The 26,804-nt window shown below is 69.7% G+C and carries 16 protein-coding genes and 6 pseudogenes; 14 read left to right on the top strand and 8 right to left on the bottom strand.

What is annotated here, in order from left to right; all coding sequences use genetic code 11:
* Window positions 1–256 precede the first annotated feature (256 nt).
* Window positions 257–505: pseudogene (locus B5D80_RS33840) on the bottom strand (DDE-type integrase/transposase/recombinase); the annotation flags it as partial.
* Here B5D80_RS33840 and B5D80_RS34965 point away from each other — a divergent pair.
* Window positions 493–681, top strand: a pseudogene (locus B5D80_RS34965) (IS5 family transposase); the annotation flags it as partial. The pseudogenes B5D80_RS33840 and B5D80_RS34965 overlap by 13 nt on opposite strands.
* A gap of 459 nt (window positions 682–1,140) precedes the next feature.
* The gene (locus B5D80_RS04220) at window positions 1,141–2,073 is read left to right on the top strand and encodes an NYN domain-containing protein (RefSeq protein ID WP_211291387.1); all 933 of its coding nucleotides are present in this window, start codon (window positions 1,141–1,143) and stop codon (window positions 2,071–2,073) included.
* A 331-nt stretch (window positions 2,074–2,404) separates the two neighbouring features.
* Here B5D80_RS04220 and B5D80_RS04215 read toward each other — a convergent pair whose 3' ends face one another.
* Both B5D80_RS04215 and B5D80_RS04210 read right to left on the bottom strand, forming a co-directional pair.
* Window positions 2,405–3,112 carry a VOC family protein gene (locus B5D80_RS04215; protein ID WP_088642431.1) on the bottom strand — a complete coding sequence of 236 codons (708 nt, stop codon included), beginning with the start codon at window positions 3,110–3,112 and terminating at the stop codon, window positions 2,405–2,407.
* 26 nt (window positions 3,113–3,138) lie between these two features.
* Window positions 3,139–4,926: a putative bifunctional diguanylate cyclase/phosphodiesterase gene (locus B5D80_RS04210; protein WP_158224118.1), complete on the bottom strand. Its 1,788-nt coding sequence runs from the start codon at window positions 4,924–4,926 to the stop codon at window positions 3,139–3,141.
* A gap of 658 nt (window positions 4,927–5,584) precedes the next feature.
* Here B5D80_RS04210 and B5D80_RS04205 point away from each other — a divergent pair.
* The 12 genes and pseudogenes from B5D80_RS04205 to B5D80_RS04150 all read left to right on the top strand — a co-directional run.
* Window positions 5,585–7,132 (top strand): DUF2397 family protein, encoded by a 1,548-nt coding sequence (locus B5D80_RS04205; protein WP_088642429.1) that lies wholly within the window; start codon window positions 5,585–5,587, stop codon window positions 7,130–7,132.
* Window positions 7,129–8,412 carry a DUF2398 family protein gene (locus tag B5D80_RS04200; protein ID WP_088642428.1) on the top strand — a complete coding sequence of 428 codons (1,284 nt, stop codon included), beginning with the start codon at window positions 7,129–7,131 and terminating at the stop codon, window positions 8,410–8,412. The genes B5D80_RS04205 and B5D80_RS04200 overlap by 4 nt, the downstream gene beginning before the upstream one ends.
* Window positions 8,409–13,397, top strand: a complete 4,989-nt coding sequence (locus tag B5D80_RS04195) for an SbcC/MukB-like Walker B domain-containing protein (RefSeq protein WP_088642427.1) — start codon at window positions 8,409–8,411, stop codon at window positions 13,395–13,397. Before B5D80_RS04200 ends, B5D80_RS04195 begins: the two co-directional genes overlap by 4 nt.
* Before the next feature lie 3 nt (window positions 13,398–13,400).
* Entirely contained in the window at window positions 13,401–14,615 is a 1,215-nt protein-coding gene (locus B5D80_RS04190; RefSeq protein ID WP_088642426.1) for a TIGR02679 domain-containing protein, read from the top strand.
* Window positions 14,616–14,922: 307 nt separating this feature from the next.
* Complete coding sequence (locus B5D80_RS04185) at window positions 14,923–15,837, top strand: LnmK family bifunctional acyltransferase/decarboxylase (RefSeq protein WP_245854220.1); 915 nt, start codon at window positions 14,923–14,925, stop codon at window positions 15,835–15,837.
* A 41-nt stretch (window positions 15,838–15,878) separates the two neighbouring features.
* Window positions 15,879–18,860, top strand: coding sequence for a cytochrome P450 (locus B5D80_RS04180; RefSeq protein ID WP_144081570.1), 2,982 nt, complete (start codon window positions 15,879–15,881; stop codon window positions 18,858–18,860).
* Between the two features lie 44 nt (window positions 18,861–18,904).
* Entirely contained in the window at window positions 18,905–19,180 is a 276-nt protein-coding gene (locus tag B5D80_RS04175; protein ID WP_088642424.1) for an acyl carrier protein, read from the top strand.
* Window positions 19,181–19,263: 83 nt separating this feature from the next.
* Window positions 19,264–20,394 (top strand): SDR family oxidoreductase, encoded by a 1,131-nt coding sequence (locus B5D80_RS04170; RefSeq protein WP_088642423.1) that lies wholly within the window; start codon window positions 19,264–19,266, stop codon window positions 20,392–20,394.
* The gene (locus B5D80_RS04165) at window positions 20,384–20,791 is read left to right on the top strand and encodes a nuclear transport factor 2 family protein (protein ID WP_088642422.1); all 408 of its coding nucleotides are present in this window, start codon (window positions 20,384–20,386) and stop codon (window positions 20,789–20,791) included. The genes B5D80_RS04170 and B5D80_RS04165 overlap by 11 nt, the downstream gene beginning before the upstream one ends.
* Window positions 20,792–20,887: 96 nt before the next feature.
* Window positions 20,888–21,127: an acyl carrier protein gene (locus B5D80_RS04160; RefSeq protein WP_088642421.1), complete on the top strand. Its 240-nt coding sequence runs from the start codon at window positions 20,888–20,890 to the stop codon at window positions 21,125–21,127.
* Entirely contained in the window at window positions 21,124–22,347 is a 1,224-nt protein-coding gene (locus B5D80_RS04155) for a beta-ketoacyl-[acyl-carrier-protein] synthase family protein (protein ID WP_211291386.1), read from the top strand. Before B5D80_RS04160 ends, B5D80_RS04155 begins: the two co-directional genes overlap by 4 nt.
* A 557-nt stretch (window positions 22,348–22,904) precedes the next feature.
* Window positions 22,905–23,304: pseudogene (locus B5D80_RS04150) on the top strand (transposase); the annotation flags it as partial.
* 44 nt (window positions 23,305–23,348) lie between these two features.
* Here the strand turns inward: B5D80_RS04150 and B5D80_RS04145 are convergent.
* The 5 genes and pseudogenes from B5D80_RS04145 to B5D80_RS04130 all read right to left on the bottom strand — a co-directional run bounded on the left by B5D80_RS04145 (window position 23,349) and on the right by B5D80_RS04130 (window position 26,789).
* A complete protein-coding gene (locus tag B5D80_RS04145; protein WP_088642420.1) occupies window positions 23,349–23,801 on the bottom strand; it encodes a SitI3 family protein in 453 nt (150 codons plus the stop codon).
* Between the two features lie 10 nt (window positions 23,802–23,811).
* A pseudogene (locus tag B5D80_RS35180) lies at window positions 23,812–23,928 on the bottom strand (CdiA C-terminal domain-containing protein); the annotation flags it as partial.
* A gap of 68 nt (window positions 23,929–23,996) precedes the next feature.
* Window positions 23,997–24,710 (bottom strand): annotated as a pseudogene (locus B5D80_RS04140) (sugar-binding domain-containing protein); the annotation flags it as partial.
* Window positions 24,711–24,728: 18 nt separating this feature from the next.
* Window positions 24,729–25,304: pseudogene (locus tag B5D80_RS04135) on the bottom strand (cellulose-binding domain-containing protein); the annotation flags it as partial.
* A 201-nt stretch (window positions 25,305–25,505) separates the two neighbouring features.
* Entirely contained in the window at window positions 25,506–26,789 is a 1,284-nt protein-coding gene (locus B5D80_RS04130; RefSeq protein WP_088642418.1) for a CE1 family esterase, read from the bottom strand.
* Between the last annotated feature and the right edge of the window lie 15 nt (window positions 26,790–26,804).

The following is a 26,804-nucleotide window of genomic DNA, read 5'->3' as shown; positions in this document are numbered from 1 at the left end:
GCCGGTCGGCCATGCCGCACCCGGCCCCTACCGCCCCGTCGACTCCCTGAGTCACGCACGGCTGTCGGAGATCGGCTTTTTGGTGCGTTCCTGCGGCGAGGCTGGCGCGGCGGCTCCACGAAGCCGGATCCCCGGCGCTGTTGCGTTGTCCGATCGGGAGACGCGTTCCGCCTGGGTAGAGCGGTGGGAGTGAGATCGCCTGGGCGAGCTCGTTGAACGCGGCGGCCGGGCGTTGCCGGGCTGGGGTGTCGGTGGTGACGGCGGCGGCGTCGGTCACCACCTCGACCGGCACCGTCTTCAACACCTTCTGTGCCCGGGTGAAGAACCTGCGGGCTGCGGCAGCGTCAAGGCGGGCGGATACCAGCACGTCGATGACCTGCCCGTACTGACCGATGGCCCGGTACACGTACCGCCAGACGCCGCTGACCTTGACATACGTCTCGTCGACGAACCAGCGGTCACCCGGAGCGTGGCGGGTAACTCGGGCCGCGTCAACGTAAGAAGGGGTCGAAGGGCGGCCGGCCACCCGCCTTCGACCCGCAGCGGTACGAGCAGCGCCACGCAGTCGAGTGCGGCTTCAACAGACTCAAACGCAACCGCGCTGTGGCGATCCGCTTCGACAAGCTCGCCGTCCGCTACGAAGCCACCATCCACATCGCCGCGATCAACGAGTGGCTGTGACCAACTTCGACACAGGCCGTGACAGTGAGCCCTCCCCAGGCTGATCTTCCAGGTCTGGTCCCCCCACCCGATCAGCCCGAATCAAGATCACCGGAGCCTGTCTCTGGCGGTGCCTGCTCCCCCACCATGCTGGTCGCGATCCCGCGGCTTCACCATGCTCCGCCGCCACGCCCCGCCTTATCGCCGATGTCGCAGCAGCTTGGTCAACTGCGGCAGCGCTGGCGGCCGGCTGCTCGACGTCGTTCCTGAAACGATCTCTCATCGCCGGCTTGGCCGTCGGCTTGGTCCTGTCCTTGATCAAGGCGTGGTGCTACGCCCCGACCCCAGGACGGCGCGATGTCAAGATCGCGGACGCCGTTGCCTGCGGGCGGCCGCAGCTGCGCCGCCGGGCTGCGGCCTCGATAGTTGCGGCACGGGGGTGGCATCCTATGGGTCGTGAGGCCTAAATGCTCCCTGTATGTGGACGTCGGTTACCTGCTCAGCGCTGCGGCGGTCCGGGTGACGGGGACGTCGCTGCGGAACGGGATTCAGGTCGACTACGAGTCACTGATCGACGCGCTGGTCCAGCAGTCCGAGGCGCTGTCGGAGCTGCCGATGTTGCGCGTTCACTGGTACGACTCCGCGAGAGACGGCGTGCCCGACGGCTCGCAGCAGTTCATCGGTGAACTCCCCAACGTCAAGCTGCGGCTCGGCCGGTTCGGCGTGGATGGCCAGCAGAAGGGTGTCGACCTGCGCATTGGGCTCGACCTGGTGATGCACGCACGCAACGCCGTTGCGGACGTCTTCGTCCTCGTCTCGGGCGACGATGATCTGACCGAGGCTGTGGAGGAGGCCCAGGTGCACGGGGTGCAGGTCATCCTGCTCGCCGTCCCGAACGGGCAGGACCGGCCTCACGGCATCAGCCGGCATCTGATCCGGGCGGCCGACGGGCTCAAGATCATTTTTCCGGACGCCATCGACACTGCCGTGACGAAGATGGAGACACCCTCGGCGGTGCCGTCACCGATGGCGGTGTCGCTGGGCGGGCACCCGCGTGCCAAAGCCCCGACGACGGGCTCCACCGCGCAGGAAGACTCACGAGCACCCCGCCGGCCGTCCGCGCTCGCCGTCAGCGGGGCCCTGGACGTCGGCACGGGCACGACGAATCACGAGGATCCTCCTGACCTTGCCGAACAGATCGGCTCGGTCGTCACCAACGTCCTGACGACTTTCCGCAGTTCCGCCACGCCCGAGGCCCTGGCGGAACTCACCGCCGGCAAACCATCGATCCCACGCGATATCGACAAAGCCCTACTGACCGACCTGTCGGAGCAGCTCGGGGAAGTCGATCTGAGTGAAGCCGTGCGACACCAGCTTCGGGCACGGTTTTGGGAGCAGTATGACCAGACCTAGTAGTGCATTGTCAGGTTCTGTGGCGCTTGTAGCGGCGTAGGGTTTCACGATTTGATGGCAGGTGAGGTAGGCGCCGGTCCAGGTCCCGAGGAGCCTCCGGCAAACCGGGGGAACCTCATCCTCGTCGCCGGCTCAACCCTGGCTGTCCTCGTCGTGCTGGTGGGTGGGCTGCGGCGGCGGGCGGCCCGTCGTTGAGCAGACCCCCGCTCCCGCGATCGCGGCACATTCTCCGAGGGGATCCCTGAACGCGTGGCAGGCCGGGTCCCTCCGTGTCTCGGTGCCGGTCTCGGGACGCCGGGGTGACGACGAGCTGCGCGAGAACGCCTGGCAGTCAGCTACCGGTGTGGGCCGGTCGAATGACGGTGAAGACGGCTCCCGCCGGGTCGGCGAGCGCGCAGACCCGACCGGTCACCACGTCGCGCGGCGGCACCAGCAGTCGGCCACCGCCCCGCTGGGCCCGCTCGGCGACGTCGTCCGGGTCCGCCACGGCCAGATAGACCATCCAGCCGGCGGGCAGCAGGGTGTCCAGCGGCGCAGGCGTGGCGAGCCGGCCGGCGACCGGCGCGACGTCGCCGACGAGCAGGGCGTACGAGTCGTCGGGGGCGCCGGGTGGCACGCTGGACCGCAGGCCCAGGGCGGCGGTGTGGAACCGGTCCGCTCCGGCCGGGTCGGTCGTCATGTACTCGTACCAGCAGGGCCGACCGGGGCCCGGGGCCACCGGGGCCGGTGCGGTGCGTAGCCGGAAGCTCCCGCCCAGCGGGTCGTGCACCTCGTCGCCGGTCAGCCGGGCGCCGGCTGCGCCGGCGGCGGCCCGGACGGTGGCCTCGTCGGCGGCGCCGAAGACAGTCCACCAGCGGGCCGGGGCAGGACCGAACCGCAGATCGGCGGCGGGAACTCCGTCGGCGAGCGCGGTGCAGCCGTCGGCGGTGGCCTGGTACGTCCAGCCCAACAGGTCCTGGTAGAAGCTACGGGCAGCGTCGAGGTCGCTCGTGACGAGTTCGGCGCCGGTGGGGAACGGCCTTGTCCGGGGTGCGTTCACCTGAGTCTCCAAACCGGGGCGGTTGATCAGGGTTCAGGATGCCCCACGACTGTCCCGGCCGCCCCGCCGCCCTGCCGCGAGTCGAACGTTCGGCCGAGTAGTTCGTCCAATGGGGTCGGTCGGCCCAGGTGGTAGCCCTGGCCGGCGTCCACGCCCAGCGTCCGCAGTGCCGGCACCAGCGCGGCGCGCTCCACCGACTCGGCGACGGTTCGCATGCCCAGGCCGTGCGCGGCGCGGACGACCGCGTCGATGAGCACGGGATCGGCACCGCCGTGATCCGCCTGGCGGACGAAGTCGCCCGCGATCTTGACCGTGCTGAAGGGCAGGTGCTTGAGGTAGGCGAACGAGCCGAACCCGGCGCCGAAGTCGTCCAGGCTCAGCCGGCAACCGGCGTCGCGCAGGGTGCTGGCGAGGTGCCGCACCGCGGCGACATTGGTGATCGCCGCGGTCTCGGTGATCTCCAGGCCGAGCCGGCTCGCGTCGATGCCGGCCGCGCGCAGGGTGCGCACCACCCAGTCACCGAAGCCCGGCGATTCCAGGGATCGGGCCGAGATGTTGATGTCGAAGCACATTCCCGCCGTCATGGCCTTGGGGTGGGCCAGCGCCTGGGTGGCGGTGGACACCACCCACCGGTCGAGCTCACCGATGAGGTCGTCACGTTCCACCGTCGGTAGGAACTCCGCCGGTGACAGGCTGGGCTCGCCGCCGTCGCGCAGCCGGATGAGCAGCTCGCGGCTGACCACTTCCCCGGTCGACAGGTCGATGATCGGCTGGGCGTCCAACCGCATCCGGTTCTCGTCGAGGGCCTTGCGGACCCGGGTCACCACGTTGACGCGCTGCACGGCGTGCCGGTACTGCTCCGGCAGGTAGAGCCTGGCCCGGTTGCGGCCGGCGTTCTTCGCCTCGTACAGGGCGAGGTCGGCGTGGGCGAGCACGGTGTCGCGGGTGTCGCCCGGTTCCAGCGAGGCGGCACCGATGCTCAGGGTCACCCGCAGCCCGGTGCCGGCCAACGGCACGGGCGTGCGGACGATGGCGTCGCAGAGCCGCTCGGCGACGGCGAGGGCGTCCTCGGCGTACGCCCCCGGCAGGACGACCGCGAACTCGTCGCCGCCCAGGCGGCCCAGCACCGTGCCGTCGGGCAGCTCGTGCAGCAGCCGCCGGGCCAGGACGCGCAGCACGTCGTCGCCGACCGCGTGCCCGTGCACGTCGTTGATGTCCTTAAAGTTGTCGATGTCGATCAGCAGCAACGCCGCGGACCGTTCCCGCAGCTCGGCGATCAGGTCGTCGAGGCGGGCCAGCAGGGCACGGCGGTTCGGCAGATCGGTCAACGGGTCGCGTTCGGCCAGCTTGGTCAGCTCGTCCTGCACTCGCCGCATCGCGGTGATGTCGTGGGCGGTGCCCAGGACGCGCACCGGCGCCCCAGCGGCATCGGGGAAGACCTCGCCGTAGCACTCGAAGACGCGCAGGGTCGCGCCGTCGGCGAGGTACATCCGATGCGTGTAGGAGAACGAGCCGCCGTCGCGCAGGGCTTCTTCCAACGTCCGTTCGATCATCGCGACGTCGTCCGGGTACAACATCTGCCGGTAGGAGTCGTAGTCGAGGTGCGCATCAGCGGGCAGACCGAACATCTGCAGCAGCACGTCGCTCCAGACGACCTCACCGGTCAGTACGTTCCACTCCCAGGTGCCCACCTTGGCGAGTTGCTCGAGGTGGGCCAGCCGCCACCGGTAGTTGCGCCCACGGTCGCGTTCCTGCCGCTCGGCGCTGACGTCACGCAGCTCGTACAGGCGCAGCGGTTGCCCCTCGTGTTCCATGCCGTGACATCGCACCCGTAACCACCTGGTGGCTCCGTCGGCACCTTGCACCTGGTGGTCCACCGCGGGCCCGTCGGGCCCGATCTGTCCCAGCGGCAAGTCTGCCAGCCCGACACCCAGCCGGTGACCGGCCGGGTTGCACCAGAGAAAGCGGCCGTCCGGGGCCATTATCGCCAAGGCAATGGAGGCGGTGTCCGCCGCGAGTCCCGGCAGCGTGCTCACCTGGGGCCACCACTTCCCTTCGCCGAGCAGGGCGCAGCACAGCCACGGCTGACAGACGGTCATCCTGTCGCGACGGGCAGTCTAGCGGCCGTCCGGACGGTCCGCTCAGGGCGTCGGCGGCGAGAGCGGCGGGGCCGGTCGCGATGTTGGTTGATCGAGGCCGTGGTGCCGGGTTGAAGCTGACCGGTGCGGCGTATGCACCCGAGCAGCCAGCGGCGGGCGACGCGGCGCGGCAGCGTCTGTTCGCACGTCCTGACGGCAAGCTTGTCCTGGTCGACGGCTGTCGATTCCTGGGCGCAGGGGCTGCGCTTCGTCCCCTGAAGACCGTAATCTTGCGGCGTCGGTCACTGGTGCGTCTCGGAGAGTAGCGAGGAGTGTTGGTGAGTGCCGCGCCGAGGGCGCGGTAGGTAGGTAATGGTCTTGGGGGAGGAACTGCGTGCCGAACCCGCCACGGCTGTGGTGGCAGGACATCGATCCGGTCGTGTGGCGGTGTTTCGGCCAACCCGAGGACTTGGCGCGCGAGCGCAACACGGCAGTGTTGGCAGCTCTGGAGGAGTTGGCGACCCGCGCCCCGATGTCGACGCCGGCCGACATCGCCGCGCAGATGCGCGACGTCGGTTTTCGTGACCAGATGACCGAATTCGAGCTGCGCACGGTGCTCGACTACCTGACGAGCGCGCATCTCGTCGAGCCATTCCGGGACTATGCGGCGCTCAACGCGGGTTTGGATGCGGTGGTCCGCCGGCAGGAGGCGTGGGCGCTGACCAAGATCGGCCGGGCCGTGGTGGCTGCGGTGCGCACGGCTGTCGTCGACTCGCGGCGGGCGCTACAACTGCCGAGCCGTCTTCTCGACAGCGTCGAACGCACGGTCCGTGATCTGATCGAGCATCTCTCTTCCGATGCTGGGTTGCTGCCGACCGATCTGGATGACGTCCGGACGAGGCTGGACGAGATGCAGCGTGTCACCGCCGACTTCTACGCTGCGCTGGCGCAGATGGTGCAGTCTGATGTCACCGACGATCTGCTGTTCGGGGAGAACCGTGATCGTGTGATCGAGGCCCTGCGACAGTTCCCGCGTGAGTATGGGCGAGCGCTGCGCCGGGTCGAGGCGGCCCTGACCGACTTGGAGTCGGTCGGGCACCGGCCGCTGGTCGAGACCGCCGCCATGCACGCGGGCCTGCTCGACACCCGTGATCAGCAGGACTGGATCGACGAGCGGGTGCGTCGGCTGTCCGACCTTGCCGCCTGGTTCGCCCCTTCGGGTTCGGTGCAGCGGTTGATCTCCTCGGCGGCTGGTGCCGTGCACACCCTCCTGGTGGCCATCGATCGACGCTACACAGCGCTGCGGCGTGGCTCGGATCTGGCCGCCGACTTCCGGGAACTCGCCTACAGCTTGTACGCCCAGCCGGACGACGAGGCCGCGCGCCGCGTGTATGCCGCTGCGTTCGGCCAGTGGCCTGCCGTGCATGCGGTCGTCGGGACGACGGAGGAGGACGTTGCCCACGCGACCCCGGCAGCCGGTGGGACCAGCCGGCACCAGGTGGATGTGATCCTGCGCGAGCACGAACGCGTCGGTCGTGCCAGCGGCCGTCCCCGCAAGGTCCCGGATGCCGGTGCTGCCCGTGCTGCCGCTTTGGAGAGGGCCGGAGCCACTGCGGCGAACCGGCGACGGTTCAGCGCGTTGCTGGTCACCGACGGCGAAGTGCCGCTGAGCTATTTCACCGGTCTGGAGACACCGGCGTTGATGATCCTGCTCGGTGCGATCGAAGTAGCGCGCAACACGATTGATGCCGCTACCGGATACGGCGAGGCTCATGCCGAGGGTGCCAGCGTGGTGGTCCGGGTCCGGTTGGGCCGTCCCGAGACGCACCTGCCGGTCCGGTTTGCCGAAGGGATTCTGGTGGCGCCGGAACTTCTGATCACCGTGACGCCGTCCGAAGTCGCCCTGGGTCTGCAGGTTGTGACGAGGGAGGGTGCCGCATGACTCAGCGGCTTCTCGACCCGGATCTTGCCGATGCGGCACGTCACCTGATTCTCGCCTGCCGGATCTCTTCGGCCGATGACCCGGTTCGCTACCGTGTGGTGTTGCGCGGCCGGCGGGAGCTCACCGACTTCTTCCGGACGGAATTGGGGTGGACCCTGCACATTCACGACGTTGGTGGGATGGTGCGGCTGCATAAGCGCCGGGACGATGTTCCCGGGGATCGCGGGCCGCGGCTGCAGCGGCGAAGTGGACGAGGCGAGTTGGCTCCCGCTGAGGTGCTGGTGCTGGCCGCGCTGGTCTGTGAACAGCTGTGGCGGCGTCCGCGGATCAGCCTGCGCGAGCTGTTGCAGTCGGTGGCTCAGGTGTGCGCTGCCGAGGCGACCACGGGTCGGCTACCGGCTTTCCGGATCGTGGCGACGGACGGGGTCAGCAAGCGTGAAGCACAGGCCGCACGGGCGAACATTGTGGATGCGATAAAGCTGCTGCAGGTCGACGGGGAGATCGGCGTCGACGCGGACTTGGACCGGGCGGTGACAGACGAGAACGCTGAGGTGTTCATCACCGCTGACCGCGACAGCCTCGCTAACAAGTTCGCCTCGCTGTCACCGACGCTGTTGTCGTTGAGCGCCCGGGCCCCCGATCAGCACGTCGCCACGCTGACAGCGATCTCACTTCCGGATGCCGAGCCCGACGCCGTCGCGCAACGGCAGGCCAGCGTGGAGGGGCGCCGGCTGACCGCGCTGCGGCGGGTGGTGGACGACCCTGTCGCTGATCCGGACAACGACCCGAATCCGGTCGGCTACCTCGCCACCTCGACCGGCCGGGAACGCGCGTTGAACATCGCCGCCGCGCTGGGGCTGGTCGCCAGCGTTCGCCGTGACTGGTGGGAGATCACCGACCCGACGGGAACCGCCTCTGACTTCGACTTCCCGCAGGGCCGCAAGACAGAGCGCCAGGGTGCGCTGGCCCTGCTGTCGCACCTGCCGCATCACGGCGCGTCCGAGGTAACCGCCGGTGAGATTACGACAATGTTCGAGGAGATCCGTCGAGACATGCCGCGGTGGGCGGCCGGCTATGCCGAACGACTGCCCGTTCTGGCCCGGGCCGCTGCTGGGGAACTGGTCACCGCCGGCCTGCTGCGGGTCACGGGCGATGAGGACCGGTGGCAGGTCACACCGGGCGTGCACCTGTGGCGCGTGCGGGCACGACATGGCCAGCCTGCTCGTCCGGGCCGCCACCGCACGGAAGCCGACTCGGACCCGAGGGAGGAGCCGGCGTGAGCCTCATCGCACACCCGGGTCGACAGCCGATCGGAAGAAGCGACGGTGCCGGCCCGGTGGCGGATTGGAACGACGGACCGGTCGCTGCCGACAGGTGGCAGCCGACCCGGGCCGGTGCGGTGAACTCGTGGGCGTGGACCGATGAGACGCTGATGTTCGCCGATGGCTGGCTGGCGCTGGCCGGGCCGAACGGATCCGGTAAGTCCTTGACCGCCTCGATGCTGGTCACCGTCCTGCTCGACGGCGAGGTGTCGCAGAAGGCGCTGTCGGTGTCTGGTGAGGCCGTCGGCACGCTGATAGACCGGCATACCGACCGCAACGCCAAGGAGGACCGTACCGGAGCGTGGTGGCTGGAGTACGGCTACCGCGACAGCGGCACCGGCGAGGTTCGCTACCTGACGACCGGGTTGTGGCTGCGCTCGCAGAGCAGCGGCTTGCAGAAGGCGTTCTTCATCATGCCGGGTCGCGTCGGAACCGACCTCTTCCTCGCTCGACAGCGGGACCCGGTACCGGTCGAAGGGCTCGCCGAGCAGGTTGGCGCCGCGGACGGCCGATTGTTCACCTCCCATGACCGTCTTATCTTGAAGGTCCGGGACTATGTGAACCTTGCCGAGGAGAACCAGTACCGCGACGCGATCCGTACGACGTTGTTCGCGCCGTTGGACTCGGTGCAGTTCGACGCGCTCGTCGGAGTGTTACGCAGCCTGCGCAGCGTCCGCACCGCAGAGGCGATCTCCCCGAATCAGATGCGCGCGGTGCTGACCGAGGCGCTTCCGGCGCTGGATCCTCGCGCGTTGCAGTTCATCGCCGACACGATGGAACGCATCGCTGACCTTGAGGCACAGCTGAAGCAGGCCCGTGCCGAGATTCGGCAGCTGGAACAATCGGAGCAGCAGTACCAGCGCTACATTGACGCGATCATCGCCGAGGAAGCCGCCCGCTTGGCGAATGCCCAGACGGTCTTCGACGATCACGCCCGCGAGGCGCGCGCCGCCGAGCAGCAGTTGGCGGACGCGCAGGCACAGGTGGCGCGCGTGCAGGCCCGGCGCGAGGAACTGCGCCGCGAGATCGCCGGTGTTCGCGGCCGGCTCCAAGCTGCCGAGGGGGCGCTGCGTGAGCATGCCGGCGCCGAGCTTCCGCATCTCGAAGAACGCCTCACCGATCTACGCAAGCAGCAGTTCGAGCTGGAAGCGGCCGGTCTGGACTTGCAGGAAGAGTCACAACAGGCCACCCAGCAGGCAGTGGAGTGCGCCGATCAGTTCCGCAACAGTCAGCGCCATCTGGCTGGGATCGGCTCGCGTCTACGCGCGACAGCCGGCGATGTCGGGGCGCATGCATTCGTCGATCGTCTCGCCGAGGTCACCGAACAGGTGACGGCAGCCACCAGCCTCGATCCGGACCCACCCACGATTGACCTCGCACAGATCGCTGAAACTCCGCGCGGCTGGATCGAGGCGCGCGAGACGGCTCTCAACGGCATCGACGCGATGCTGCACGAACATGACATAGCGCAGGTCGAACAACGGACCGAGGCCGGGCATCTCCGGGCCGCCGAGGAGGCCCAGGACCGTGCCGCCGACCGCGTTGGCGATGCCCGTGCCGAACGTCGTGCCGCCGAGCAGGACCTACTCGACGAAATGGACCGGTGGGAGGGTGGCCGGGTCCAGCTTCCGTCCGTTCCGGCAGACCTGACGACTGACGCCGAGGACCGCATCGACCCCGACCGGTTGGTTGCCTGGCTGCATGAGGCGGGTACCGCAACGCGGGAACGGATCGCCCTGGCGGCCCGGGATCAGGACGTCGTGCACGGTACCCGCCTCGTGCACGCTGCCGAGGGTGCGGCACACCGGGCCGCGCAGGCTCGGGATAGGGCCGAACACGTCGCCGATCAGGCTCAACGTGCCCTGGAAAACGCGCAGGCGCAGGCTGACCTCGACCGTGCGGCCGTAGACGAACAGGCACGCCAGGCCCGAGCCGATCATGACGCGGCCGTGGACGCTGCCCACGCCGTCACCGCCGCCGCTGAGCACGCTCTGGCGGCCGGCCGGGTGGACGCCACCAAGGCGGCATCCGAGTGGAGCCGCCAGGTGGCCGGGTGGCGCACCGGGCTCGTCCACCTCAACGGCCGTACGGTGAGCCTGCCCGACGATCCGGATGCCATCGATCTGCGGCAGCCGTTCCTCGATCTGGAACGGGCCCATTCGGCGGCCGTCAACAGTCTGCAAGGCGCCATCGCCGAGGCAGAGCGTGCCGTCGAGGTTGCGAGGCAACGGGTCACCGGGATCGAGGACGAGCTCGAAAAGGCCCGACGACAGCTGCCGGTGCCGCAGGCGCCGCCGTGGCGGTCGCCCCGCGATCCGGGTCGTGGCGTGCCGTTGTGGGCCGCCGTTGCTTTCGCCGAGCACATCAGTGCAGAACAGGCCGACCGTGTCGAAGGTGCGTTGCTGACCGCGGGGCTGCTCGACGCGCTGATCACTGCGGACCGCCTGGTCGGTGACGGTGACCTGGTACTCGCCGGTGACGGTCCCGTGGACGGGCAGAGTCTGGCCGACATTCTCGTTGCGGAGGACGGCTCGGGTGCCGACCCGCGGCACGTGGAATGGCTGCTGCGGGCCGTTGCCGTCGACCTGGCCGGCAGCGACCTCAGCATCGGGCACCTGCGCACCGGCAATGTGATCGCGTCGGCTCCGCCGAACTACCGGGCCACATTCATCGGTCGGGTCGCCCGCGAACGGGCGCGGCTCGCGCTCGTCGCCGACCTCGAACAGCGATTGGGTACCGCGCGTCACGACCTTGAGGCTGAGAAGCAACACGTTGCACACCTTGATGCCGCTGTCCGTGCGTCTCTGCGGGAGCGGGATGACTTCCCTTCCGCCGACGCGGTTGCCATGGCGCGCGCGCAGGTCAGCCAACTGCAGCTCGGCGTCGCGAAAGCTCAGCAGCAAACCACGCAGGCACTGGCCACCGCCGCAGCGCAGCTCACCGGGCTGCTCGCCGAGTTCGATGCTGTCCGCAGTGGCGTGGACAGGGCGGTGGAGACTGCCCTCCGGCGACGTGAAGAGGCGTCTGGCGCACTAGAACGATCGAGGCGGGATGAGTCCGATGCCGGCGCTGCCCTGGCCGCCGCGCGGGAAGAGTTGGCGGAGGCCACTGAGCGACGCGATGAGGCCCGAACGGCTCAGCAATTGTGCATCGCTGAGGAACAGCGATTCCCCGACGTGGAGCATCTGCGTCGCACCATCCGTGATGAGGACGTCGCCGAACGGGACGAGGTCGCCGCCCGCGCCTCTGTCGATGAGCATCGCCGCCGGCATCAGCGTTCCAGTGACCGTGTCCGCGTGGCGCTGCGCGCACTGCATACTGCTGCGACGCTGCCCGACGGCGCCGTCCTGCCAACCGACCGAGATGTGTTGCGGCGGCACCGGGGCCTGATCGCTGCCCTGCTGCAGCAGATCGGGGCCTGGCAGAGCGCCGGGCAGCGGGCACTCGACTTGCTGGCGACAGCCCAGCGCGAGCAGCGGGCCGCGGACCGGGTCGCCATCCGGTTCCAGAAGGCGGTTGCCGCCGCAGGCCAGATCCGGCTCGCCGCCGAAGAACTGGACGCCCGGGTGGAGCAGACTCGGACGCTGTACGGGGCGGAATACGCCGAGCTACGGCAGACGAAAGACCAGCTCGCTGACGAACTGACCGACAAGCTGGCCGAGGTCGAGCGACGCGAGGCCGAGTTCCGTACGCATGACAATGCTGCGGTTGCCGCCGCCACGACGCTTGAGAAGATTGCGCCGCGTCGTCGAGAGGCGGATCAGCACCGTACCGACTGCTTCGATCGAATGTGTCTGCTGATCACCCATGGCTTCGCCGAAGTGCCGCAGACGCTGCCGCGTGATGGCGACAACCGGCCGGCCAACCTGACCGCCGCGCTCACCTGGTCGCGTCAGCTGCTTGCCGGCAAACCCACCACCAGCGCCCGGATGGAAACCCTGAGGATCGCTCGGGAACGGGTGCAGAAGCAGCTTGAGAGCACGATGCGGTCCGTCAACCAGGCTCTCGCAGAGTTCGATCAGCAGCTCGACAGCACCACCCTTGAGGGCACGGAGTGGCGGCGTGTCACGCTCGCTGCACCTAACGCCGCCGTCGGGGAGGATCTGCGGCAAGCCGCCGAGACGCTCCGCGCTACGGCCGAAGGCCTCGAACGAGATCTGCGTCAGGACGTCAAAGCGACGCTCAAGACGTCGATGTTCACCCAGCTGCGGCGTGACATCCAGACTCGCCGTGAGGCGGCGAGGGAACTGGTTCGGCAGATTCGGGCCACCCTTGAGAACGTTCGGACCGGTGTGGCCCGCGTCGGCGTGCAGGTCGACTGGAAGGTTCGCGACGACGGCAACTCCCAGCAGATGGTCGCCCTGCTCACAGCGCCGCCCTCCGACGAGGTCTTCGATCAGATGTACGAGATCCTGCGGGAACGGATGGAGGATGCCGGCGAGGAAACCTGGGCCGAACGTGTCGCCCACACCTTCGACTACCGCTCCTGGCACCATTGGGAGATCAGCGTCACGCACAGCAGCTTCGGTGCCGACCAGTTCAAGCCGGTCAACACCCGGTCCAACCCGCTCAAGAGCCTGTCCACCGGTGAATCCCGTCTCGCGACGATGCTCCCGCTGTTGGCCGCGGCCTGGTCGATGTATTCCGGCGACACCTACCAGGGGCCTCGCCTGCTGTCCATCGACGAGATCGACGCCGCCTTCGACGACCGTAACCTGCGCCAGATCCTCACCCTGCTGCGAACCTGGGATTTCGACGTTCTTGCGACCACACCTACCATCGCCCCGCTGATCAAACGCGAAGCTCAGAGCGTCGTCGTTCACGAAGTCATCACCGACGGCCGGCACCGTGTGACCGTCCCGTGGTTGTGGAAGGGTAGCGGGGAACCGACGCCCCTCCCCCTCGCCGTTCCTACCGCGAGCGCGACCCCGGTGGGGCACTGAACGATGCCGGCTGACCTCACCTACCTGGCGGAGGACGTCGACCTGCGTCCTTTGTGGCGCGCCGTCCATGGGCGTCTGTGCGCCGGCGCCCGTCCCGAGGTGATCAACACGGTTCGGGTCCCGACGCTGAGCACGGCCGGCATCGCGCAACTGCGGACCTGGCTCGACACCTCCGTTCGTCGGCGCCGCGGCACATCCGCCGTCACCGTGTCCGGGGATACCGCCACGGTCCCGCTGCGAGAGCTCCTCGCCGTGCTCGGCATCGATCGAGAAGCGCTCGTCGCACTGGTCGAGAAGGCGGTGGGGGAACCGGTCATCGACCGTGGTGCCGCTGCGTTGGCCGCGGCGGACCGTCGTGCGCGGCTGTGGCAGTACGCGACCGAGGAGCTTCCCGACCTACCGCAGCTCGTCGCCCGGATGCGGGTGAGCGGCGTCGGCGAGGACGATACCGAGGTCCGGCACAGCATCGCGGCGCTCGCCGCAGCGCTGCGGCGCCTTCCGGCCCGGCCGCCGGTGCCTTTGGCGAAGCTCGCCCACGACATCACCGGCGACCCGCACTATTTCGACCTGACCACCCTCAACGGGATCCGCCTCGTGGCCGCCGTCGCCGAACGCACCGGCCAAAGCGAGCCGAGTCGGCCGGATCTGGTACGCGCGCTGCTGGCCACCGTCGGTGTCATTGCGGACCGGTTGTACGCGACCGTCCTGCTCTTCAACGTCGAGGCTGTCGGCGACGGGCCGATCGACCGGCGGCTGCGTGATTCACCGGCGCCCGTGGCGCTCACCCTGCTCGACCTTGTACATCATCCGCCCATTCTCGCGCCGCAGACCCTGACGGTCGTGGAGAACCCGTCGGTCATGGAGGTCGCTTTCATTGCCGGGGTGCGGCAACCGATCGCTTGTACCAGCGGCCAGTTGCGCGCGATCGATCATGTGTTTTTTCAGCTCGCTGTCGCGCACGGCGTGCGTCTGCGGTACGCCGGTGACATTGACACCGCGGGGAAGCAGATCGCCGCGGTCGTCGCGTCGACCTACGGTGCCGAGATCGTCGCGATGGATGACGACGTCGCCTCCGAAGCTCGGCATCACCCGCCGGCTGCACCCCGGCCCAGGCCGCGCGAAGGTGAGCAGTCCCCCACGTGCGCTGGCGCGGCGACCCCGGTCTTCCAGGAACACGACGTCGTTCTCGCGCGAATCCTCGCTGCTCACCGGCTCTGAACCCGCGTGGACCGGCGGCACCGCCCTAACCGTTGATCGTGCCTCGTCGGTCGCGGCACGGTGCCGCACGTCCGGGTCGCGCATATCCGAGCGTTTCCTCCAGGTGCGGTGCCAGCTTTTTGGCTGCAAGTAGCTGCCGCTTTTTGCGGCCCACATGGTGTCGCGGGCATTGGTTTCGGGCCGCCTATCGTCGGCAGCGTGACGCCCCGTTGAGGGGTCGCGGCGCGGTGGCTTCCGCGCGGTCGGTGCTGTTTTCGACAACCGGCAACGTGGTGCGCCTCGGCGAAGGGTGATGGTGACCGTGACTGTGCTCGCTGCGGTGGTTCAGGCGCGTACCGAGGTGGTGTGGCCCAGCATGTGTGGGCACAACTCGCTGTTCGTCGGCCGGATCGGCGACTGGACCTGGGACGCCGTCGGGGCGGCGTGCGGCATCGACGTGATGAACACCCATGATTCGCAGGGCCGGCCGGCCTATCTGTCGTTCTGCTACTTCCGGATCCGCGGTGGTCGACGTTTCCATCTGCGGACGCCGACGTTCGGGGACCGGCTTCAGGTGGACACGGCGCTGTACCGGACGAGGGGGCAGTCGGTGCTGGCGCTGCATCGTATCGACCGGTCGCCGCGCCGGCACGGTGACGGTTTCGACCTGCACGAGTTCGTGACGGCCGGTGACGCGGACCGCCTGTACGTGCAGACGCTCAACAGGTGGGTGGCCCGTAGCCGGGAGGGTTCGAACCAGGCGTTGCTCCGGTCACTGCCGTCGGACTTTGCGCTCGACAGCTTGCCGGAGATTCCGCCGTCGTACTGTCCCCTTCCCACGATGCGTCGGGCACGGATGGCGTACACCCTGCGCCCGGCCGCAGCGGTGCTCTCCGGGGAGGGCCTGCGGTTGGATTATCAGATCGACCCGTCGCGTGACCTCAACGGTGTCGGTTTGCTGTATTTCGCCTCCTATTTCTCGATCGTGGACTGGGCTTTGTTGCGGTGGTGGCGGCAGCAACGCCGCACCGACGAGACGTTTCTCGGCAGGGTCGTCGTCGACCAGCAGATGTGTTATCTGGCGAATGTGGACGTGAGCGTGACGATCAGCGCCGACGTCCGGGCGTGGCGGCCGATGACGGGACCCCGCCCCCATTCGGAGTTCGTGGAGGTCGTGCTGCGTGACGGGCAGCGGAGGCTCGTGGTCAGCACGCTGGAAATTCTCACCGACGACAGCAGGTGAGCCCAGGTTCCGCCGGAACCTAAACCGAGGGAGCAGTGTCGATGGCCGAGGATGTGCCCAGGGCCGGGACCGTCGGGCGCGCGCAGGCGCTGGCCGCGCTGGAGGCGCTGTGGTCCGACGCCGGGCGTCGTGATCCTTTTCCGCACGTACGGACCCTGCTGGCCCACGCCCCGGTCGTGCCGATCGGTCCGCGCCGCGCCGTCGTGCTCGGCTACCCCGAATGCGAGCAGGTCCTCAGGAACCCGGACGTGTTCCGGGTGTGCGACACGGTGTGGGCGGACCAGTCGTGGCCCACCTGGCGCGAGCATCCCTCGGTCTCCTCCATCTACAACGGGCTCAACCACCAGGAGTCGCCGGACAACCAGCCGGCCCGCCGGTTGCTGGTGAGGCTGTTCGGGCCGAAACAGCTGACCCGGCACCGCCCGCTGATGGAACAGCTCTGCCAACGGTATGTACGCAGGCTCGGTGGGGCCGCACGTGACGGGCGGGTGGACGTCACCGACGACCTGCTGCACCTGCCGATGGCGCTGCTCGCCACCCTCCTCGGCTTTCCCGACTCTGATCTGCCCCGACTGCGGGACTGGTCGACGGCCCTGATGGAAGCCAACGATTTCAACCCGCCGGGAACGGATCTCGCGGCGGCCGACGCGGCCATCTGCGAGTTGCGGCGCTACCTGCGGCCCCGGCTGGTCGGGGACCCGGCCGCAGCTCGGGCAGACCTCACCGCCGATCTGGTCGGAGGGTGGCCGGCTGAAGACGTCGAGGGTCTCGTCGACAACGTCACCTTCCTGCTGGGCGCCGGCAACGAGACGTCGGCGGCGATGCTGGGCACGGGGGTTTTCCTGCTGGCCGATCAGCCGCACCTCGCCGCCCTGCTGCGCGACCGGCCGGACCTGGCTGCGGCGTTCACCCGCGAGGTGCTGCGTTACGACCCGCCGGCCAAGATGACCGGCCGGTGGGTGACCCGACCCACCACCCTCGGCGGGGTGCGCCTGCCGCAGGGGTGCATGGTGGTCGTGCAGGTGGCCGCGGCGGGCCGCGATCCGCGCCAGTACCCCGATCCTGATCGTTTCGACCCGTTCCGGTTCGCCCCGGTCAGCGCCGACGGCGTCGCCCAGGAGCCGCCCCGGTCGCTGACCCTCGGCGTCGGCCCGCACCACTGCGTCGGGTCGACGCTGGCACAACTCACCGGGGAGATCGTCTTTCCGCTCGTCGCCCGCGTCTGCGCCGGCCTGAGGGTCGCCGGGCCGGTGGTGCGGGCCGCAGGCATGGTGGTGCACGGCTGGGACCGGCTGCCGGTGGCCATCCCGGCACCGGTGCACGGGCCGGTCAACCCGCCGCAACCCGCGCGGATCGAGGGCGCGACGCTGCCCGACGCCCTGCGTCGGTTGGCCGTCGCGGCACCGGACACCGGCTGGGTGTTCCCGGGTGTGTCGCAGCGGCTGACCGCAGCGCAGCTGTATCGCGGGGCCGTCGCCGCCGGACGTGGCCTGGTCGCCGCCGGTGTCCGTCCCGGGGACCGGGTCGGGCTGCTCACGCCCACCGGCCCCGACCTGTGGCTCGGCGCGTTCGGCATCATGCTGGCCGCCGGCAGCGTGTCCGCGTTGCCGATGCGTCCGATGGGCGAGTCGCCGCAGGTGGCGGCGGCCCGCATCACCCGCATCGTCGACGCCGCCGGGATGCGCCTCATCGTGGCCCACCCACGGTACGAGCGGCTGGTCCGGGCGGTGCGCCAGCTCAGGCCGGGGCTGCGCTGCGTGCCCCTGCCGGTGGCCGGTGACCGCTGCGACCGGCTGCCAGACATCACCCCGGACGATCTGGCGGTGGTGCAGTACACCTCCGGCAGCACCGCGTTCCCCAAGGGGGTGACGCTGCCCCACGCCACCGTGCTGGCCGGGTTACGGGCCCTGCTCGCCTCGTCGGCGGTGACCGGCCGCGACAGCCTCGTCCAGTGGGTTCCCCACCACCACGACATGGGGTTCTTCACCGCCCTCGGGTACGGGCTGGCCGGACTGCCGGTCCACATGTTCACCTCCACCGACTTCATCCGCCGACCTGTCGCGTTCCTGGAATACCTGTCCCGGCAGCAGGTCACCGCCACCACCGGCCCCGACCACGGGTATGCGTTGATGACCGAGGCGGTCGACCGGTCCGATCCTCGCGGGCTGGATCTGAGCCGGTGGCGGCTGGCGTACAACGGGGCCGAGCCGGTGCGTTCCGAAACGGTCCACCGCTTCACCGAGACCGTGGCCCGGTTCGGGGCCGCCGCCGGGGTGATGTATCCGGTGTACGGCCTGGCGGAGGCGACACTGTGCGCGGCGTTCCCGCCGCCGGGCAGCCTGGCGCGCATAGTCCACGTCGACCGTCAGGTTCTTGCCGCCGACGGACACGTCCGCCACGTTGCAGCCGACGCCGACGGGGCTCGCCCGCTGGTGTCCGTCGGCCGGCCGGTGCAGGGTCTGCGGCTGCGGCTGGTCGACCCGTCCGGCGTCGAGGTGCACGACGGCCGGGTCGGTGAGGTGCAGATCATCGGTGACTCGGTCACCCCCGGCTACCTGTTCGATCCCGACGCCACCGCTGCGGCCTTCGACGGAGGCTGGCTACGCACCGGTGACCTGGGGGTACGCCTCGACGGTGACCTGTTCATCGTCGGCCGCGACAAGGACATGATCATCGTGGCTGGTCGGAACATCTTCGCCGAGGACGCCGAACTGGTCACCCGCACGGTTCCCGGGGTGCATCAGGGCCGGTGCGTCGCGTTCGCCGCAGCGCAGGCCGCCGGGCAGCTCGGTCTGGACGAGGAACACCTCGTCGTGGTCGCCGAGAGCCTGGACATGGGCCGCGCCGCTCATCTCGCGGCGGACATCCGCCGCCGGCTGCAGGGCGAACTCGGCGTCAGCGCCGTGCAGGTGCACGTCGTACGGCGGGGCACGTTGCCCCGAACCACCAGCGGGAAGTGGCAGCGCGGCGCAGCCCGCGACCTGCTCGCCGGCACCCGGATACCCACGGTGACATCGCCGTGACCCCCTCCCGGATTCCGTCGAGAACGACACCGATAGGAGATGTCATGACAACTGTCGACGCCACCCGTTCGGAGATCGTGTCGCGGGTGACGCAGTGGGCCCGCGACGTTTTCCACGCACCTGCCGCCGAGGTGGACGAGACGACGGTGCTGATGGACATCGAGGGCGCCGACTCCATCCGGATGCTGCACCTGCTGGGACGCCTCGAAGCGCACTACGGCGTCGTCCTGATGGCCGAGGACACGTGGGTGCCGGCAACCGTCGGCGAGCTGGCCGAGGACCTACGGCAGGCCGTCGGCCGCCGCCCGGTCGACGGCTGACGACGCGGCCCACCCGCCTCGCCGTTCGACCCCATGCACCCCGCGACCACCGGGCCTGCCCGGGAAGGAGAACGACGACACCGATGAGCAGACCGACCACCCACGTCGTGACCGGCGCCACCGGCATGCTGGGCAGCGCATTCGTACTCGACCTGCTGGCCCGCACCGACGATCCGGTCTGGTGCCTGGTACGCGCCCCCACCCAGCAGCAGGCACAGGCGCGGCTGCACACACAGCTGGTCCGTACGGCGCAGGAACAGGACCGGTCACCGGACCTGATCCGCCGCGACCGGCTCCGGGCGGTACCCGGCGACATCACCGACCTGTCTGCGGTGGCGACCGCGCTGCGGTTTCCTCCGGGCCGGGTCCTGCTGTGGCACAGCGCGGCGTCGCTGGCCTACGAACCGGGCTATTCCACCCAGACGTATCAGGCCAACGTCGTCGGCACCGAGCAGATCGTCGCCCTCGCGCAGGAACACGACGCGGAACTCGTCCACATCAGCACCGCCTACGTCGCCGGCCGCCGTCGCGGCCTGCAGGCCGAGACGCTCCCTCCGTCCGACCAGCCCGTCAACAACCAGTACGAACGCACCAAGGTCGCCGCCGAGCGGCTGGTCGCCGCCTCCGGGCTCACCTGGCGGATCCTGCGCCCCAGCGCGGTCATCGCCGACAGTCGCACGCTGCGCACCAGCGCCTTCTCCGGCCTCTACGACCTGGCCACCCGGGTTGCCCGGTTCCGCCGGCAGTACGAGAAACGCCATGGTGACCGCCTGTTCGGCCAGCCGTCGAGGCTCTGCGGCGACGGCCGGGGCGAGATCAACCTCGTGCCCCTCGACCACGTCGTCGAACACGGCGTGCGCGCCGGACTCCACGGTGCCGGCGGCACCGTCTACCACCTGACCAACTCCACCGCGCCGAGCGCCCAGGAGATGTACGACGTCGTGTTCACCCGTGCGGGGCTCCCCGCACCGGTGTTCGTCGACGATCCCCGCGACCTCGACACCCTGGACCGGCTGCTGGCCAACGCCCTGGCCTTCCACCTGCCCTACACCTGCTCACCGAAGACCTTCGACAACACCCACACCACCGGCCTGACGGGCGCGTCGGCCACCGCCTTCGCGGCACCCCGCCCCGTCATCGGCGCACTACTCGACCGCCACCAGCCGCGGCCCCGGCCGCTGACCCGAGTCAGGAGCACCCTCGATGTCCGCTGACACCCGCCAGGAACGGAACGTCGCCGCCGTCCACCGCTGGATCGAGTACTACAACACCGACGTCCACCGCATGATCGACGACAGCTACGCCCCCGACATCAACGTCGTGTGCCCGGGGCTCATCGACATCACCGACCGCGCCCAGTTCCACGAGATCGAGCAGTCGGTGCTCGACGCCGCACCGGACCGCAGGGCCCGCATCGAGAACCTGATCGCGGCCGATGACCACGTGATCATCGAAGCGGTCCTGTTCGGCACCGACACCGCCTCCGGCACCACCTGGGAAACCCCCTGGTGCGCCATCCTGACCTTCCACGACGGCGCGATCGTCACCGATCACACCTACCTGGACCGCACCCGGTGGCCGTGGGTCAAGGACCAGAAGCTCGACGGCTGACCCACCGAGATCCATCGGACGTCCGGCTGCCCGACGCACCGCACCGCCGGGCAGCCCCGCTCCCCCGGCATCCCCACATCTCACCCCGGAGTCACGATGAACCCGCTGCACCATCGCATAGGCGAGTTGCTCACCACCCGGTTCGGCGTCGAACCCGCCACCATCCGCCCGGATTCCACACTCGATGAACTTCACCTCGACTCCCTCGCCCTGGTCGAGTTCGCCGAGGTCCTCCAGTCGGAGTTCGACGTGACGATCTCCGACGACGACATCTCCCAGACAGCATCCGTCGACGACATAGCCGCCCTGCTCACCGCCATGGGCGCGCCCCGGTGACACCGGCGCCCGTCGTCATCAGCGGTCTCGGGCTGGTCACCCCCGCCGGCGTGGGCGTGCCTGCCAACTGGGACGGTGTACTCGCCGGCCGGTCGACGGCGGTGCGGCCGCCGCAGCTGGCGGGCCTACCGGTCGATTTCGCCTGTGTGGTTCCCGACTTCGACGCCGACACACTGCTCGGGCGTCGGAAAACCTGGCTGCTGGACCGCCACGCCCAGTTCGCCGTCGTCGCGGCCCGGGAGGCGGTCGGCGACGCGGGCCTGGACATCGCCGACTGCGACCCGCACCGCATCGCCGTCATCATCGGCACCGGCGCAGGCGGCACCATCACCGCCGAGACCCAACACCGCAGACTGCTGGAGACCGGTGCCGCCCGGATCTCGGCGCTCACCCTGCCGATGGCGCTGCCCAACATGGCGACCGCTCAGGTGGCCATCGACCTCGGCGCACACGGCCCCAGCATGTCCGTCGCGACAGCGTGCGCATCCGGTGCCACCGCCATCGGTCTCGCCCGGGACCTGCTGCGCTTCGGCGTCGCCGACGTGGCGGTTGCCGGCGGCACCGATGCCGCCGTCACCCCGTACTTCGCCGCCGCGTTCGCCCGGATGAAGGCACTGTCCACCCGCAGGCACGACCCGGCCGGTGCCTCCCGCCCGTTCGACGTCGAGCGCGACGGCTTCGTGATGGCGGAAGGCGCGGGCGTCGTGGTGCTCGAGACCGAACAACACGCCCGCGGCCGGGGTGTCCGGCCACGAACCCACCTGCTCGGCTACGGTGCGTCCACCGACGCCTACCACGCGACCACCCCTGCGCCCGACGGTGTCGGCGTCGAGCGTGCCATGCGCGCCGCCCTGGCCGAGGCCGGACTGGGTAGCGACGACATCGGCCACGTGAACGCGCACGGCACGTCCACTCCGCTCAACGACGTGGCCGAGGCCGCCGCCGTGCGGCGGGTACTCGGTCGGGACACCGTCATCACCTCGACCAAGGGGGTGACCGGCCATCCCCTCGGTGCCGCTGGCGCCATCGAGGCCGTATACACCGTTCTCGCCCTGCGGCACGGCCTCGTACCGCCCACCGCCAACGTGCAGGCGGTGGAACCCGCCGTCGACCTGGACGTCGTCGTCGACGCGCCCCGGAAGAACCAGGGCACTGCCGCGGTCTCCAACTCCTTCGGCTTCGGCGGACACAACACCGCCCTCGTCATCGCCGTCACCTGACTCCGGCGGCCAGACCAACCGGCGATCGCGCCGGGTGATGGGGCATGGGCTTGCCACGGCGATGCATCCCGGGCGCGGAGCCGCTGCACGCCGGGGCCGGTGTCAGTCGCCGGTTGCCTCTCGGGCAGCCCGGTGGGCGGCGACGGCGGCCTGTCGGCGGGCGCTGGCCTCCGCGATGGCCTGGGCGACCCGGTCGGGTCGGCGCAGCGGATTGCGGGGCAGCCGAGGCACGGCTGCCGGGTGGACGCCGCGGACACCGCCCGGCACCGGTCGGGTGGAATCGCCCCCGCTCGCCCGTGGAGAGGTCGGCCCGCTCGGGGTGTCGAGGGTGGAATCCGGTCGGCGTCGCGTGCACGCGCTACAGCAGGGTTCCGTACGGACCACGGTGGTTTCTTCCTGGGTTTTCTCGCTCCTCGTGGTTCCTCCTGGGTCCTCTGTCACCCGTTCCCCGGGGGACGTGAGGACTGTTCAGTTCTGTTTTCGGTTCGGTGGCCACTGGAAGCCGAACTGTTGTGCGGCTTCCTGGCTACCGCCGGCCAGCCGGTCTTGCCGACGCGGGTCGCCGGCGGCGGGTCCGGACCGGATCACCATGGCGGGACGCGCCCGCGTACTACCCGCCGTGGCAGACCTTGTATCGATGGTTTCGGCGCTGGCAGCGCGACGGCGTCTGGGCGCAGATCCTCACTTCGTTGCAGACCAGCGCGGACGCGGCGGGGTTGATCGGCTGGACGGTGAGCGTGGACTCCACCATCAGCCGCGCCCACCAGCACGCCGCTGGGGCCCGCCCTGACGGGCAGGCGCAGAAAGAGCCGCCCGGCGGTGTGCGGGCGGGCCGAACCGGCAGATCATGGGCTCGGCCAATCGAGGGGCGGCTGGACCACCAAGACCCATCTGGCCTGCGAGCAAGGCCGCAAACTGATGGCCATGGTAGTGACCGCCGGACAACGCGGCGACACCCGCTCGCCAGCGACGTAATCGCCAACGGCTGGCCACCAAGCCACTCACCTGTCGGCAAGGTCTTCCCCGCCGTGAACGCCCCACCAACTCGGCGCATGCCTGCGCAGCCTTCCCGAGAAGCGGGTCAGCAGCAGCCAGTCGGCATCGAGGATCAGCGCGGCGTCCTCCGCCCGCTCGCCCAGCACCCGAGCCACAGACGCCAGCATCTCCCGCGTGGCCCGGTCGGAGGATTCGCCCTTTCCCAGTCGGAAGCCAACGGTGACGTACCGCTCCGGTTCCCACTCCCACACCGAGCCGTCACCATCCTCGGCCTCGAAGTAGCCGCGGGAACCGGCGTAGATGATCACCGTGTAACCACACGGATCACTGAGGTCCGCACTCAACACCCGGGGCCTGCCATCTACCGCCGACTCCTCGACACCCTCCGGAGCGACGACGCCGGCCAGCACATCGAGCGGAACGTCGCCGGCCAGCGTCAAGCGGTACTCGGTCGCCATGGATAGCCCTTCAGTCTCGTCGCAGGATCTGGATTATCGCCCCGCCGCGCGTCACCGCCACCAGTTCCTTCAACCCTGCGATCGGCCAGTCGTCGAACTGCTTCTGCAACGCCGCGAGATCGCCGCGAACAGCAGGGTCTTCGTGCCGTTCAGAGAGAAGCCGTCGACCTTCCACTGGGCGCTGCGGAACCCGAACGTGGCCCGGTAGGTGTCGACGACCGTGCCGCTGCCGATCACCCCGTCCGCCGTGGTGTCGGTGACGAGCGAGGTGGTCACGGTATAGAGCGCCGGATTGTTCGGCGCCCACAGATCGAGGCCCTGCACCATGGCGGCGGTGTTCGACAGGGTGCCGCTGAGTGCGTCGAGGGTCGTCGAGGCCGCCGCGCCGAGGGTCCGCACCGGCGAAATGAAGGTCGCCAGCACGGTGTTCGACCCCTGCCGGCGTACCTCCTGGCGGGCGTAGACGTCGATGGGCGAGGCGTTGTCGTTGCGTACCTCGGTCTGTACCCGGACGTTCGATCGGCGGGCGGCGAGGTTGGCGCGCAGGTCGGTCTCGCTGGGATACTGCGACGGGTCGATGTTGCGGTAGTAGGCGGCGTTGCTCGTGTCCCAGGTCGGGTTGGTCAGCGCGGGCGTGGTGACGAAGGTGCCGTACCAGGCGACGTGGACGTTGTTCGTGACGTTCAGGAAGACGTCCCGGTAGATGCCGCCGCTGAACTGGTGGTCACCGGTGCGCGGGGCCAGGTCCGCCCGCCAACCGTTGTCCACTCGTACGGCCAGCACGTTGTCGCCGGTGCGCAGCGCGTTGGTGATGTCGACGGTGAACCCGGTGAAGCCACCACGGTGGGTGCCGGCCCTGGTTCCGTTGACCCACACGTCGGTGACCGAGAACGAGCCCTCGAACTCGATCTCGACCCGTCGGCCGCTCTACGACGTGGGCACGGTCAGGTGCCTGCGGTACCAGCCGACACCGACGTGGAAGGACTGTCCGTTGGTCGTGCCGCCCACGTCGTAGGGGGCGTCGAAATCGTGCGGCAACGCCACCGGCACCCAGGTGCTGTCGTTGAGGTCGGGGTTCTGGGCTCCGGACAGGTCCACACGGATGAACCTCCAGCTCCGGTTGAGGTTGATCTTCTCCCGGGCACCCGACCCGCCCGGCGGGGTGGTGGTCGGGGGCGGGGTGGGGGTGGCCGGTGTCTCCGGTGGGATGGGCGTGGCCGCCCCACCGGTGCACACGGTGCCGTTGAGGGTAAACGCCGTGGGCACGGGATCGCTGCCGGGCGTCGAGCCGTTGAAGCCGAAAGCCGCGTTTGCACCGGTGGGGATGGCCGCGTTGTAGCTCACGTTGGTGACGGTGACCTGGGCTCCGGACTGGCTGACTGTGCCGTTCCAGAGTTGGGTGACCGTCTGCCCGGCGGCGTACGACCAGGACAACCGCCACCAGTCGATCGGATTACCGAGGTTGGTGACGGTGGCCGCCGCGCCGAAGCCACCCGGCCAGGAACTGGTGACCGTTTAGTCGACCCGACAGCCCGGTGCGGCCTGGGCGGCGGTCGCCACCAGCCCACCCGTGCCCGCCAGCACGGCGGCGAGGACGAGACTCCTGATCTTCATTGCTACCTCCTTCGTTGACCGGGACGGGTGGGACGACATCCCGGCCTCGCCGGGGTGACCGGGGCGAGGTCGGGCTGCGCCTGCGGTCTGTCAGGTCGTGGTGCAGGTGAGGATGGGTGTCGTCGCTGAGCCGCCGGCGGTGAAGCCGAACGTGGTGGATGCGCTGGCGGCGAGGTTGCCGTTCCATGCCTCGTTGGTGACGTTCTGGGTGTTGCCGGCGGGGGTGTTGCGCCCGCCCCAGAGTTGGGTGATGCTCTGCCCGTTGGCGAGCGTCCAGCTGACCCGCCAGCCGGTGATAGCGCGGGCGCCGGCGGTCACCGTGACCTCACCCTGGAAGCCACCCTGCCACTGGCCGACGGTCTGGTAGCTGGCCGTGCACCCGCCCGGCCCGGGGCTCGTCGGCGGCGTCGTGGGTGGCGTCGTCGGCGGAGTGGTGGGGGGCGTGGTCGGGGTGGTGCCGGCGAACTGGGTGAAGAACCGCCACACCTCGCCCGGGACCCAGGTCCGGCTGCCGCTGTCACCGCCGGCACCGTCCTGCGGCGCGGCGATGTGCCCACCGTCGAACGCCGCCCACACCACCGGGTAGCCGGATCGGCAGCCGGAGTAGCTGTAGACCGTGTGGGTCAGGCTCCCGGCCCTCGGCTCCGGCGGGCTCGCCGCCGTGCATCCGTTGTTGCGGACGAAGCGGTCCCGCAGCGCCCGTCCGCTGGCGATGTTGTCACCGATACCGTGTACGCCGAGGTAGGCGATCGGCTGGGTGCCGCCGCTGCATCCGCTGAGCGTGCCGGGGGACGACTGGACCGCGACGGCGCGGAAGACGTTCGGCCGGGCACAGGCCAGGGCGTAGCTCATGCCGCCGCCGTAGCTGAAGCCGACGGAGAAGCGTTGTGTCGTGTCGATGCACAGGTCGCTCTCGATCCGGCGGAGCATGTCGTCGACGAAGGTGACGTCCTCACCGCCGGTGTTGGCCCAGCCGTTGCCGATGCCCTGCGGTGCCACGAAGATCGTGCTGTTGTTCGACAACCGCAGCAGGCCGTAGTACGCCCAGACGTCGCGCTGCACCGTCTGACCGGTCGCGACGTCGACGGCGGTTCCACCCCACCAGTGGAATCCGAACACCAGCCGGTACTGGCGGTTGCGGTCGTACCCGTCGGGGAGCTTCAGGATGAAGCTGCGGTTCTTGCCGCCGCTGGAGATGGTGTAGGTGCCGTTACCCAGGGTGGGGGCCTTGCCGCAGCCCGCTGTCGCGGCCAGTGGGCTGACCCCGGCGGCGGACGCGGCACCGGGGCCACCGGTCAGTGCGGCGCCGGCCAGCGCGGCGACGAGTACCGCCGCGGTGGCTAGCGCGCCGACGATGGGCGAACGTCTTGCCATGTCATGACTCCTCTA

Origin of the sequence: Micromonospora wenchangensis (genome assembly GCF_002210435.1) — a bacterium.
In the GTDB taxonomy this organism is placed as follows: Bacteria; Actinomycetota; Actinomycetes; order Mycobacteriales; family Micromonosporaceae; genus Micromonospora; species Micromonospora wenchangensis.
The sequence above is the reverse complement of the archived record's forward strand: the minus strand, read 5'-3'. Positions and strand labels throughout refer to the sequence as shown.